The organism is Streptomyces sp. JLSY215, assembly GCF_059682825.1.
The window spans coordinates 7,839,047-7,851,601 of record NZ_CM185022.1 but is presented as its reverse complement, the minus strand read 5'-3'; the positions used below and the strand labels follow the sequence as shown (position 1 = coordinate 7,851,601).

Below are 12,555 nucleotides of genomic sequence, written 5' to 3'. Positions count from 1 at the left end.
ATGCCCCGGTCCCAGCCCCAGCTCCCCTTCCCGCTGTCCCGCCGCCGTGTCCGAGCTGTTCACCGTCTCGGACGCCGCGGAGCCCACGCACCCCTGGAAGTCCCTCCTCTCCCCCCTCCCTGTCCTCTCCCACCACCCTCCCCGTCTCTCTCCCCGGAGCCGCCCCATGCATGACGATCGCGCCCTGGTCGAAGCCCGTCTCACCCGTGTGCTGAACGAGCGCATCCGGCCCGCCCTGTACCCGGAATCGGTCCCCCTGGAGGTCTCGGCCTGGGTCGCGCCGGGTGGGGAGGTGCCCGTGGCGGAGGGGCTGGCGGCGACGCACACCCCGGTGGCCGTGGGCGACGCCTGGGGTGCGCCCTGGGCGACGACCTGGTTCAAGGTGCGGGGTCAGGTGCCGCCGGAGTGGGCCGGGCGCACCGTGGAGGCGGTGCTGGACCTCGGGTTCGACGAGCGGATGCCGGGTTTTCAGTGCGAGGCGCTCGTCCATACACCCGACGGCAGCCCGGTGAAAGCCCTCAATCCGCGCAATCAATGGGTGCGGGTGGGCGCGCCGGTGCGGGGCGGGGAGCGCGTCGAATGGCATCTGGAGGCCGCGTCCAATCCGGTGATCCTCGGCGTCCCACCCTTCCGGCCCACCCGGCTGGGCGACCCCGAGACGGCGGGCGGCGAGCCCCAGTACCGGCTGGCGCGCCTGGATCTGGCGGTGTTCGACACGGCGGTGTGGGAGCTGATCCAGGATCTGGAGGTGCTCGGCGAGCTGATGCCGGAGCTGGCGGTGGACAGCCCCCGGCGCTGGGAGGTGCTGCGGGCGGTGGGCCGGGCGCTGGACCTGGTGGATCTGCAGGACGTCAACGGGACGGCGGAGCGGGCGCGTGCGGCGCTGCGCGAGGTGCTGGCGGCGCCCGCGGCGGCGTCCGCGCACCGGATCAGCGCGGTGGGGCATGCGCATATCGACTCGGCATGGCTGTGGCCGCTGCGGGAGACCGTACGGAAGGTGGCGCGTACGGCGTCGAACATGACGGCGCTGCTGGAGGACGAGCCGGAGTTCGTCTTCGCCATGTCGCAGGCGCAGCAGTACGCCTGGATCAAGGAGCACCGGCCGGAGGTATACGCCAAGGTCAAGAAGGCGGTGGCGGATGGACGGTTCGTGCCGGCGGGCGGGATGTGGGTGGAGTCGGACACCAATATGCCGGGGTCGGAGGCGATGGCCCGGCAGTTCGTGCACGGGAAGCGCTTCTTCCTGGAGGAGTTCGGCGTCGAGAACGACGAGGCGTGGCTGCCGGACACCTTCGGCTTCGCCGCGGGGCTGCCGGGGATCATCAAGGCGGCGGGCTCGAAATGGCTGCTGACGCAGAAGATCTCCTGGAGCCGGACCAACGCCTTCCCGCATCACACCTTCCGCTGGGAGGGCATCGACGGCACCCGGATCTTCACCCACTTCCCGCCGGTGGACACCTACAACTGCCAGATGGCGGGCGGAGAGATCGCCCATGCGGCGCGGAATTTCAAGGACAAGGGCGTGGCGCGGCACTCGCTCGCGCCGACCGGCTGGGGCGACGGCGGCGGTGGCACGACCCGCGAGATGATCGCCAAGGCCCGGCGGCTGCGCGACCTGGACGGGTCGGCCACGGTGACGTGGGAGAGGCCCGCGGACTTCTTCGCGAAGGCGGCGGCGGAGTACCCCGACGCGCCGGTGTGGGTGGGTGAGTTGTACCTGGAGCTGCACCGGGCGACGCTCACCAGCCAGGCGCGGACCAAGCGCGGCAACCGGCGCAGCGAACAGCTGCTGCGGGAGGCCGAACTCTGGTCGGCGACGGCCGCCGTTCTGACCCAACATCCTTATCCCCACGAGCAGTTGGACCGGATCTGGAAGACCGTGCTGCTGCACCAGTTCCACGACATCCTGCCGGGATCGTCCATCGCCTGGGTGCACCGCGAGGCGGAGCGGACCTATACCGCGGTGGCCGCCGAGCTGGAGGAGATCATCGCGGCCGCGCTCGCGGCGCTGGCCGGCGACGGGGATCGCGCCCTGACGGTGAACTCGGCGCCGCACGCCCGCGGCGGGGTCGCCGCCGGGGCGATCGGCAACGCGGCGGAGGAGGGACCGCGGGTACGTGCCGAGGCCCGGCCCGACGGCGGATTCACGCTCGACAACGGCCTGTTGCGCATCGGGATCGACGCCCGCGGGCTGGTCGGCTCGGTCCACGACCACGCCGCCGACCGCGAAACCCTCGCGCCCGGCAGTGCCGCCAACCTCCTCCAGATCCACCCCGACTTCCCGAACATGTGGGACGCCTGGGACGTGGATTCCTTCTACCGCAATGTCGTCACCGATCTCACGGAGGCCGACGAGGTGACGCTGTGCGCGGCGGCGCCGGAGGCGGCGACGGTGCGCGTCACCCGCTCCTTCGGCGCCTCGCGCGTCGTACAGGAACTGACCCTGGCGCGCGGTCAGCGGCGCCTCGACATCGCCACCGAGGTCGACTGGCACGAGACGGAGAAGTTCCTCAAGGCCGCCTTCCCTCTGGATCTTCATGCCGAACGGTATGCGGCGGAGACCCAGTTCGGGCATCTGTACCGGCCCACTCACACCAACACCAGCTGGGAGGCGGCCAAGTTCGAGGCCTGCGCGCACCGTTTCGTACACGCCGAGGAGCCGGGGTGGGGCGTGGCGCTGGTCAACGACTGCCTCTACGGGCACGACGTCACCCGCACCGTCCGGGAGGACGACGCCCCCGGCACGACCACGACCGTACGGCTCTCGCTGCTGCGCGCGCCGCGCTTCCCCGACCCGGAGACCGATCAGGGCCTGCACCGTTTCCGTTACGCGCTCGCTCCCGGTGCCACCCTCGCCGACGCCGTGCGCGAAGGCCACCGCATCAACCTCCCCGAACGGCGCATCGCCGGTTCGAGCCCCGTACCGCCGCTGATCACGGTCGACAACGACGCCGCGGTCGTCACGGCCGTCAAGCTCGCCGACGACGCGAGCGGTGATGTGATCGTCCGCCTCCACGAGGCGCACGGCGGACGGGCCAGGACCTGCCTCACGGCCGCGTTCGCGCTGAGCGACGCGCTCGCCACGGACCTGCTGGAACGCCCGGTGGACGACGGCCCGGCGGTGGAGCGCGCGGGGAACCGGGTCCGGATGGCGCTGCGGCCGTTCCAGATCGTCACCCTGCGGTTGGTGCGGGCGGACCGGCGCTGAGCGTCAGCCGGTTTCGCCCGACCGCGAGCGCGCGTCGGCGCAGGTGTCGCGGCGGGTGTCGGGCCGGCGCTCGCGTCCGGCGTCGCGCTCGTGGTCGGCCGGCGGGTCCTGGGCCGCGTCATGGCAGGGGTCGCCGGCCGGGTCCAGGCCCAGCATGTCCATCAGCAGCGACAGGTCGTCCGCGTTCCGGGCCCGGCCGGCCAGCGCCCTTCGGGCGAGCCGTCGTTGCTCGCGGGACGGCATGCGGCGGGGCTCGGTGTCGTCGGCAGTGCACTGTTCATCGCTCACCGCTGCATTGTCGGCCGGGCCGCGGCGCGGTGCGCGTCGAGCGGGCCGACGGGCTGTCGTGCCATGTCCCGGGGACAGCTTGACCCGAACGGGTGACGGCGGTGGGCTCGCGCCGTTCCGCCGCGCGGATGCAGATCGCGCGGCAGGGGGTGATGCTGGAGGCGTGGGGGATCGTCGTGAGGAAGGTGTCCCATGTCCATGCTGGACAAGATCAAGCAGATGCTCAAGGGCCATGAATCGCAGGCCGACAAGGGCGTCGACAAGGCCGGGGACTACATCGACAGCAAGACCCAGGGCAAGTACGAGCGGCCGGTCGACACCGCCCAGGACAAGCTCAGAGGGCAGTACGGCAGTCAGGGAGACCAGGGTCAGCCGCCGCAGCCCTGACGACGACGCATCGCGCCGCCCGGCCGGCGCGGCCATCGGCTCCCGTAGCGTCCTCGACGCCGACCGGCGTCCTTGAAGGACCGCGGGAGGCGTCCCGGCATGCCAGGGCGCCCGCTCCCGGTACGGGGCGGGCGCCCTGGCCATGGGCAGGGATCAGACCGCCTGCGGGCGGATCCTCTCCGCCTGGGGGCCCTTGTTGCCCTGGGTGACCTCGAAGGTCACCTTCTGGCCTTCCTGCAGCTCACGAAAGCCCTGGGCGTCGATGTTCGAATAGTGCGCGAATACGTCGGCGCCGCCGCCGTCCTGCGCGATGAATCCGAAACCCTTTTCGGAGTTGAACCACTTCACGGTGCCGCTGGCCATAAAACCTGTCTCCTTCGTCAAAAAACGGGCTTGAATCGGGTTCCGCGACCTGCGGAACCCGGAGGTGATCGCCCTGGTCCGGAGACGCACTGCACACAAGCAAGAACGCCCGTGAATGCGACACGGGCGCCCGGCACTTCGGAACCACGACAGCTGATCAGGACGCTACACCGAGCAGCGCCCATCCGCGCGCAATGCCCGCCCCAATGAGGTCGGGAATGTCCGCCAGGAAAATCGGACCGGCCTCGGCGGACCGCCGCCACACGGGCCGCCCCGGCCGCCGGCAACCCCGGCCGGGCGCCGGTGGGCTCGCGCCGTACGGTGCGGCGGCCGGGGGTGCGGGTGACCTACGGGGCGGGAGCCCCGCGGGTGTCGGCTACCAGATCGCGTCGACCCACTCGGGGTGGTCGATGAACGGGTTCCGGTTGTGCTGGTACTTATCGAATATCACCTGGTTGCGGTGCTGTTCGAAGGAGGACGGCGGGTCCTGGTCGCTCCACTGCTTCAGTACGGAGAGCCGCCCGATGTTCGGCGCGGAGCCGTTGTCCACCTTGTCGTTGGGCTCCAGGTCGGGGAACCCGTCGCCGCCGTCGTAGCGGACGGCCATGTAGAGGATCATCCGCGCGACATCGCCCTTGTCGGCGTCGCGGGGCTCGAAGGAATCGGCGTCGGTGTAATTGCCCGGCGCCTCGCCGATCTCCGTGCCGCCGTTGTCGAAGTCCTTGTTGCCGCGGGTGCTGTTGACGGATACATCCGCCGGGCGGAGATGGTGAATGTCGGTGCCGGGCCCGGTGGCCGTACCGAAATCGCCATGGGATTTCGCCCAGACGTGCTCGCGATTCCAGTCGTCCGGATTTCCGCCGCTGGAGCTCTTGCTCTGGGACTTGCCGGTATACAGCAGAATGACGTTCGCGCTGTTGGCCGGATCCTGGTCGGTTTCCTTGAGGGCGTCCCAGACCTGGGAATAGGACAGTTTCCCGGTCTGGGTGCTGCTGATGATCTGGTGCAGCGAATTCTTGAGTTCCTGACCGGTCTTTCCTATCGCGTCCTTGTAGTACGTGTCGTCGTACGCGGTCACGGATCTGCCGTGCGCCACCGCGCCGGTCGCCGTACCGGCCGTGGCAGTGGACGGGATCTGGACGGCCAGCGCCGCCAGTGCGGTGCCGGCGGCCACGGTCAGCGCGATGCGCGCGCGGCGCGTCAAGCGGGTGTTGTCCACGGATGGTGTCCTCTCCCCGAAATGTGGCACCGAGCCGTGAAATGTGGGGGCACGACCGGCGCCGGCCGTTGGGTATACGGCCTCAGGAAGCCTTCCATCGCGACATTCACCACAGTGTGAACACCGGGCGAGAATTATGTGGTTCCTCCGTGGCGAACAGGCAACTGGGCCGATGACTCATCAAAAGCGGCAAGCCGGGGAATTGTTCATTCGCCGTCAGGAAACACCGTCAAAAGGTCGCCCGGAGACCGCCGGCAAGGGATGCCGGAAAGGAATGCCGGAGAGGTCGTCAGAAACCTTCGCGGCAAAGGAGTCACAGCGGACGGCCCGGGAGCGGCCTGGCCCGGTCGGGGTCGAGGAGCGGGGCGAGCAGGTCGCCGTGGCGGGCGAGGCGGGGCGCGATGTCGTCGAAGCGGAAGGCGAGTTGGCCCGGGTCGGCGCAGGCGGCGACCTCGTCCCAGGTGACGGGGGTGGAGACGGTGGGGGTCGCGCGGGCGCGCAGCGTGTAGGCGACCGCGGTGGTCTTGGCGGCGGCGTTCTGGGAGAAGTCGATGAAGACCTTGCCGGGGCGCAGCGCCTTGGTCATCTTGTGGACGACGAGGTCCGGGAGGGCCGCCTGCGCCTCGACGGCGAGGCTCTTCGCGTAGGCCGTGGCCCGTTCCGACGGGGTCGGTTCGAGGGGGACGAGGAGGTGCAGTCCCTTGGAACCGCTCGTCTTGGCGTGGACGTTGAGGCCGTCGGCGGCCAGCCGGTCGTGCAGCCAGGCGGCCGCGGCGCAGCATTCCACGATGGTGGCCGGGTCGCCGGGGTCGAGGTCGAGCACGAGACGGTCGGCGGAGCCCGGCGCCCCGCTGGTCCATTGGGGTGCGTGCAGCTCGACGACCAGGTTGGCGGCCCAGACCAGCGAGGGCAGGTCCTGCAGCAGGACCTGGCGGGTGGGCCCGGAGGACGTGTGCGGCACCTCGCAGGTCTCCACCCAGGAGGGCGTCCCGGGCGGCACGTTCTTGGTGAAGAAGCGCTGGCCGTCGGGCCCGTCGGGGTAGCGCAGAAAGGAGAGCGGCCGGTCGTGGAGGTGCGCGAGGAGCGGGCCGGCGGTGAGGGTGCAGTAGTGCACCACCTCGCCCTTGGTCGTGCCGGTCTCGGGATAGATGACCTTGTCCAGGTTGGTCAGCGAGAGGCGGCGCCCCTCCACGTGCGTGATCGGCGACATACGATGAGAATTCCACAGATCCCGACTCAAGGGATGAAACATGCGTTCCATCTGGAATGGGTCCATTTCCTTTGGCCTGGTCACCATCCCCGTGAAGACGTACAGCGCCACGGACCGCACCTCGTCGGTCTCGTTCGCCCGTATTCACACCAAGGACGGGGCGCAGATCCGGTACCGCAAGATCTGTGAGCTGGACGGGGAAGAGGTGCCGAACGAAGAGGTCGGCAAGGGGTACCAGGCACCGGACGACGAGACGATCGTGCAGATCACCGACGAGGACCTGGCACGGCTGCCGATGCCGACCGCCAAGACGCTGACGATCCTGGCGTTCGTCGACGCCACCGAGATCGACCCCCTCCAGCTGGACAAGGCCTACTACCTCGGCCCGAACGGCTCCTCCGCCACCAAGCCCTACGCGGTGCTGCGGGAGGCCCTGGAACACCAGCGGAAGGTCGCGATCGGCAAGGTGGCGATCCGCGGGCGGGAGTCGCTGGCGATGCTGCGGGCGCACGACGGGGCCATCGTGATGCACTCGCTGCTGTGGCCCGACCAGATCCGGCCGGCCGCCGGGCTGGGGCCGCGCGCCGACGTCTCGATCCGCGAGAACGAGCTCACGCTCGCCGAGACGCTGATGGATGCCCTGGGCGAACTGGACCCGGACGAACTCCACGACGACTACCGCGCGGCCGTCGAGCAGCTGGCTGCCCAGAAGCTGGCGGGCGGGGTGCCGGCCACGCCCGCCGCCGCGGGCGCCGGTGGTCAGGTCATCGATCTGATGGCCGTGCTGGAGAAGAGCGTCAAGGCGGCCCAGGGCGGCGGCGCGGAGTCCGGACGGTCCGCGTCGGTCACGCCGCTACGGGGACGCAAGGCGGCCGGGAAGACGGGCTCGGCGCCGGCGGAGAAAACCGGCGGCACGGCCGGGGCCGCGACGAAGAAGACACCCGCCAAGAAGGCCGCCGGCCGTAAGACGACCGCGAAGAAGGCCGCCGCGAAGAAGACGGCGACGGCCAAGAAGGCGGGGACGGCGACGGGGAAGAAGACGGCGACGGCCAAGACGAGCGCCACCAAGGCCGCCGCCAGATCCACCGGCAGATCCACCGCCAAATCCACGCCGAAGGCCACCGCCGAAGCCACCGCCAAGAAGGCCCCCGCGAAGCGGGCGGGCCGGAAGGCATCCGCTTAATTCGCTCACGCCCGCCGCCGCTCGGCCTAGAGTCGTGTCATGGCTTCAGACGAGGGGACCACCACCCGTATCGACAGCTGGATCTGGTCGGTACGGCTGATCAAGACGCGTTCGCAGGCCACCGCGGCCTGCCGTGCCGGTCACGTACGCGTCAACGGCGACCGGGTGAAGCCTGCGCACGCCGTGCGCAACGGCGACGAGGTGCGGCTGCGGTACGCCGGCCGGGAGCGGGTCGTGGTCGTCTCGAAGCTGGTGCGCAAGCGGGTGGGCGCGCCCGTCGCCGCGGAGTGCTTCATCGACAACAGCCCGCCGCCCCCGCCGCGCGAGGAGGCCCCCGTCGCCCCCGTCCGCGACCGCGGCGCGGGACGCCCCACCAAGCGCGACCGCCGCGAGATCGAGCAGCTGATGTTGCGCGGGCGGTAGGTCCGGGTCAGGGCGTGCTACGCCCTGGTTACGGTCCGGCAGGCCCGGGTCAGGCGGACGGCAGGGCGTCCAGGTAGACCCACAGGCCGTTCTCGCGGACGAAGCGGCTGTTCTCGTGCTGGCTCTCGGCCTGCCCCTGCAGCGAGTAGTGCGCGCGGAACTCCACCGTGCCCTCGGAGTGGAAGGCGCTGCCGCCGGTGGCGCCGAGGATCTCCAGGCCGGTCCACCGCTGCCCCGAGACGAATTCCAGGCCCGCGGGCCGGGTCGTCGGGTGCCAGGTACGCAGCAGATATCCGGCGTCGCCGACGACGAAGGCGCTGTAGCGCGAGCGCATCAGCCGCTCCGCGGTGGGGGCGGCGGCGCGCCCGGCATGGCAGGCGCCGCAGCAGTCGCCGTAGGTCGCCTCGCGTCCGCAGGGGCAGGGCGAGTCGGGGGTCACGGCGGCCGGGCGGTGCGGCTTCTTCTTCGACTTCTTCGACACCCCCCGATTGTGCCGGAGGGCGCGCGGCCGCCGGGCGGCGGGACGGTACCAGGGCGCGACACGCGAAGCACAGTTCCAGACGACGCGCCCTACAGAAGGGGCCCGTCTGGGGGGTTTCAACGACAAATCACCCATTCGCTGCTTTTGATGGCTTGATACTTGCTGTGAGGTTGGAAGAACTCTTGGTGATCGTCCCCACCACCCAGGAGAGAACCCCCATGATTCTGTCCATTTCCGGCGTCATCCTGCTCGGCGTCATCGTCTTCCTCTTCTTCCGCAAAGACGGCCTCAAGCTGTCCCACGCCCTGGTCTGCGCGCTCTTCGGGTTCTATCTCGCGGGCTCCGCCATCGCACCCAGCATCAAGGCCGGCGGTGCCAGCCTCGCGAGCCTCCTGGGAGGGCTGAAGATCTAGCCCGCCGCACCGCCCAGGCTCGCCGCCCGCGTCGAGCCGTCACGACCCACCGCACGAACAACAGGAGACAGATGTGGCCCGGCGCCCCTTGCCCCGCATCCTGACCGACAGCGCTTCCCTCGCGCGCAGCAGAGACATCGCGCGCACCGCCGCTGACAGCGCCACCGATGTGTTCCATCCGCTGATCACCATCAGCCGTGGACTGCGTCGGCTGGCCGCCACCGGCAGACAGCGCTGGGATGCGACGCCCAAGGATCGCCGGGGTCCACTGTTCTTCTTCGTTGCCGCGTGCGTACTGGCCGTGGTGGTCGTGCCGTACGGGCCGCTGCTCGCGGCCCTTTCGGTGATGGGGGCGGCGGCCTGGGCGGGGCGGGACCCCACATCGTCGGAATCCGGCCCCAGCGAGGCCGAGGCGGAGCGGCTGCAGGCGCTGTACGAGGCGCTGGTGCCGTACTTCTCGGCGGACGGTGATCCCAGTCCCCTCTACTCCCACGGCGGCGAGTGGGATCAGGCCTTCACGGAGTTCAGCTTCGACGACAGCGGGCGGCTGGAGCACCTGCAGCTGAAGTACCCGGCGTATTTCACCGACGGCGAGGACCAGTCCCGGGCCCGTATCGAGCAGGTGCTGCACGCCAAGTCCGGCCGCGGCCGGGAGTATCACTTCGCCTGGGACGAGGCGGCCAATCAGCTGGTGCTGAGCGTTCTCGACGCGCTGCCCACGGATATCGCGGCGCAGCGCTTCGTCACCTCGCCGGGCGAGACGGTCCTGGGATTCACCGATCCGGATGCCGTGCACCGGACCCTGCCGGTCGTCCAGGGCGGGGAGCCGGAGGATGCGCCGCCGGTGCTGTGGCGTACCGGTCAGCGGTCCACCGAACCGCATCTGCTGGTGCTGGGGCAGCCGGGGACGGGCGGCACGACGCTGCTGCGGTCGATCGCGCTGCAGGCGCTGACCGACGGCGATGTGCTGGTCATCGACGGCAGCGGCGCCGGGGAGTTCGCGTGCCTGGCCGGGCGGTGCGGTGTGCTGGGGGTGGAGAGCGGGCTCGCGGGGGCGCTGGCGACACTGGAATGGGCCGCGCACGAGACCGAGCGGCGGCTGATCTCGTCGAACCGTGCGCGGCAGGCGGGCCATTCCGCGCCGGAGGACACCCGCCGGCCGCTGTGGGTCATCGCGGACCGTCCGACGGCGCTGGCCCATCTCGCGGCCGCGGAGGGCCGGAGCGATCCGCAGCGGCTGCTCCAGGTGCCGTTGCGGCACGGCGGGGCGGCCAATGTCACCGTCGTGGTGGCCGATCAGTACCAGAGCGCCGAGCTGCTGAGCGATGCCGTACGGACCTACACCAGGGCGCGGGTGGTCCTCGGTCCCGCGACGACGGAGATGGTGGGGGCGGTGCTCGGGGCGCCGCCGCACACCACACCGACCGCCCATGTGCCGCCCGGCCGCGGCTACGCCCGGCTCGGCGGCGGGCCGGTGCTGCGGCTCCAGGTGCCGGCCACGCCCGATCCGTTCGACGAGGCGACCTGCGAGGCGGACCGGCTGGCGGTCATGGCGCTGCTGCCCGAGCGGACCGTCCCGATGGCCAAGGCGACGTCGTTCGCCAAGCCCGCGTCCTCCGCGGCCGAGACCGGGCCGCGCGGTGCCGGGCCGCTCGGCGGCGGCCCCTTGGGCGGGGGCCCGCGGGTGACGACCGTCGACGGCGGCGGTTCCGTCGCCGTCAACGGCTCCGAGGCCGCGCACCTGGAGGGCTGAGCCCCGTCGCCTGAGGTCCCGTCAGGCGTCGAAGGCGTCAGCCGACGAAGGCGTCAGGCGACGAAGGCGTGGCGCGGTTCGGAGGCGATCGGGGCGCCGCTGGCCACCAGCCGCGCGGCGCCCGCCAGCCGTACGGCGGCCTCCTCGGCTACCGCGCCACTGACCGTGAACGGCAGCCGCACGAAGCCCTCGAAGGCGCCGTCGACCCCGAACCGCGGGCCGGACGGGACGCGGACCCCCAGCCGCTCCCCCGCCTCGGCGATGCGGGAACCGGACAGGCCGCCCGTACGGGCCCACAGGGTCAGGCCGCCGTGCGGGACCGTGAACTCCCAGTCGGGCAGGTGCCGGCGGACCGCGGCGACGATCGCCTCGCGGTTCTCGCGGGCCTGCTGCCGGCGGATCTCGACGGCTTCCTCCCAGCCGCCGCCTTCCAGCAGCGAGGCGATGGCGAGCTGTTCGAGGACGGGTGAGCCGAGGTCGGAGTAGGCGCGGGCGGCGACCAGGCTGCGGATGATGTCGGGCGCGGCACGCACCCAGCCGATACGCATACCGGCCCAGAACGCCTTGCTGGCCGAGCCCACGGTGATCACGGCGCTGCCCGCGGGGTCGAAGGCGCAGACCGGGCGCGGCGGTTCGGGATCGTCGTCCAGGTGGAGTTCGGCCATGGTCTCGTCGACGACGAGCAGCGTGCCGGCCGAGCGGGCGGCGTCGACGAGGCGGCGGCGCTGGTCGTCGGTGGCGAGCGAGCCCGTGGGGTTGTGGAAGTCGGCGACGACGTACGCCATGCGGGGGGCCGCATCGCGCATCACCTGGCGCCAGACGGGGATGTCCCAGCCGGCCAGCCGCTCCGCCAGGGCGACGGGGACGAGCCGGGCGCCGGCGTCCCGCATCAGCTGGAGGATGTTGGCGTACGAGGGCGAGTCGACGGCCACCCGCTCGCCGGGGCTCGTACACAGGCGGCAGATCGCGGCGACGGCGCCCATCGCGCCGGTCGTCACCATGATCTGCTCGGGCATGGTGGGGATGCCGCGGGCGGTGTAGCGGTCGGCGAGGGCCTGGCGCAGGACGGGCAGGCCGGCGGGGTAGTCACCGTGGGTGTGGGCGTAGAGCGGGAGGTCGGCCATGGCGCCCTGGACGCCGCGGGTCAGCCAGGGCTCCGGCGCCGGGAGGGCGGCGCAGCCGAGGTCGATCATGGAGCCGGTGGCCTCCGGCGGCAGGGGCTCCAGGCCGCGGGTGGGCAGGGGGTTGCCGGCCGGGACGGCGGTCCAACTTCCCGAGCCGCGGCGGGACTCCAGGAACCCTTCGGCGCGCAGCGCCTCGTAGGCGGCGGCGACGGTGGTACGGCTGACGCCGAAGGCGGCGGCCAGCTCCCGCTCGGCGGGGAGCCGGGCGGCGACCGGTACCCGCCCCTCCAGTACGAGCAGGCGCACGCCGTCGGCGAGGGTCCGGTACGCGGGCAACTTGCGCCCGGCTGCGGTGAGTTCGGCGTCCCGAGGGTCCTGCGACCGGAGCAGCCGGGCGAGTTGGGGCGCGCCCACCGCCGAAGTCCACTGAGCCATGGAAATCAGTCCACCTTCGCCGAATTGGCTCTACTTCCCGAATCCGTACCTGCCACATCGTGTCATGC

The 12,555-nt window shown here is 71.4% G+C and carries 12 protein-coding genes; 6 read left to right on the top strand and 6 right to left on the bottom strand.

Going from position 1 to position 12,555, the window contains the following annotated elements:
• The first annotated feature begins 166 nt into the window (after nucleotides 1–166).
• A complete protein-coding gene (locus AC5677_RS34765) occupies nucleotides 167–3,208 on the top strand; it encodes an alpha-mannosidase (RefSeq protein ID WP_497191863.1) in 3,042 nt (1,013 codons plus the stop codon).
• A gap of 3 nt (nucleotides 3,209–3,211) precedes the next feature.
• Here AC5677_RS34765 and AC5677_RS34760 read toward each other — a convergent pair whose 3' ends face one another.
• Entirely contained in the window at nucleotides 3,212–3,496 is a 285-nt protein-coding gene (locus AC5677_RS34760) for a hypothetical protein (RefSeq protein ID WP_497191862.1), read from the bottom strand.
• Nucleotides 3,497–3,688: 192 nt separating this feature from the next.
• On the opposite strand from AC5677_RS34760, the gene AC5677_RS34755 reads away from it, so the two are divergent.
• On the top strand, nucleotides 3,689–3,883 hold the full coding sequence (locus AC5677_RS34755) for an antitoxin (protein ID WP_497191861.1): 195 nt from the start codon (nucleotides 3,689–3,691) through the stop codon (nucleotides 3,881–3,883).
• A gap of 153 nt (nucleotides 3,884–4,036) precedes the next feature.
• Here AC5677_RS34755 and AC5677_RS34750 read toward each other — a convergent pair whose 3' ends face one another.
• The 3 genes from AC5677_RS34750 to ligD all read right to left on the bottom strand — a co-directional run bounded on the left by AC5677_RS34750 (nucleotide 4,037) and on the right by ligD (nucleotide 6,675).
• Complete coding sequence (locus AC5677_RS34750; RefSeq protein WP_497191860.1) at nucleotides 4,037–4,246, bottom strand: cold-shock protein; 210 nt, start codon at nucleotides 4,244–4,246, stop codon at nucleotides 4,037–4,039.
• 376 nt (nucleotides 4,247–4,622) lie between these two features.
• The gene (locus AC5677_RS34745) at nucleotides 4,623–5,465 is read right to left on the bottom strand and encodes an endonuclease I family protein (RefSeq protein ID WP_497191859.1); all 843 of its coding nucleotides are present in this window, start codon (nucleotides 5,463–5,465) and stop codon (nucleotides 4,623–4,625) included.
• A gap of 313 nt (nucleotides 5,466–5,778) precedes the next feature.
• Nucleotides 5,779–6,675, bottom strand: coding sequence for a non-homologous end-joining DNA ligase (gene ligD, locus AC5677_RS34740; RefSeq protein ID WP_497191858.1), 897 nt, complete (start codon nucleotides 6,673–6,675; stop codon nucleotides 5,779–5,781).
• 40 nt (nucleotides 6,676–6,715) lie between these two features.
• Here ligD and ku point away from each other — a divergent pair, with 40 nt between their 5' ends.
• A complete protein-coding gene (gene ku, locus AC5677_RS34735; protein ID WP_497191857.1) occupies nucleotides 6,716–7,858 on the top strand; it encodes a non-homologous end joining protein Ku in 1,143 nt (380 codons plus the stop codon).
• Between the two features lie 39 nt (nucleotides 7,859–7,897).
• Entirely contained in the window at nucleotides 7,898–8,281 is a 384-nt protein-coding gene (locus tag AC5677_RS34730; protein WP_497191856.1) for an RNA-binding S4 domain-containing protein, read from the top strand.
• Nucleotides 8,282–8,330: 49 nt separating this feature from the next.
• Here the strand turns inward: AC5677_RS34730 and AC5677_RS34725 are convergent, their stop codons facing one another.
• Complete coding sequence (locus AC5677_RS34725) at nucleotides 8,331–8,762, bottom strand: YchJ family protein (protein WP_497191855.1); 432 nt, start codon at nucleotides 8,760–8,762, stop codon at nucleotides 8,331–8,333.
• A 218-nt stretch (nucleotides 8,763–8,980) separates the two neighbouring features.
• Between AC5677_RS34725 and AC5677_RS34720 the strand changes: the two genes are divergently transcribed.
• Nucleotides 8,981–9,175: a hypothetical protein gene (locus AC5677_RS34720; RefSeq protein ID WP_400059771.1), complete on the top strand. Its 195-nt coding sequence runs from the start codon at nucleotides 8,981–8,983 to the stop codon at nucleotides 9,173–9,175.
• Between the two features lie 73 nt (nucleotides 9,176–9,248).
• Nucleotides 9,249–10,928, top strand: coding sequence for a hypothetical protein (locus AC5677_RS34715; RefSeq protein WP_497191854.1), 1,680 nt, complete (start codon nucleotides 9,249–9,251; stop codon nucleotides 10,926–10,928).
• Between the two features lie 53 nt (nucleotides 10,929–10,981).
• Here the strand turns inward: AC5677_RS34715 and AC5677_RS34710 are convergent, their stop codons facing one another.
• Nucleotides 10,982–12,487 (bottom strand): SCO1417 family PLP biosynthesis transcription factor, encoded by a 1,506-nt coding sequence (locus AC5677_RS34710; RefSeq protein WP_497191853.1) that lies wholly within the window; start codon nucleotides 12,485–12,487, stop codon nucleotides 10,982–10,984.
• Nucleotides 12,488–12,555 lie beyond the last annotated feature (68 nt).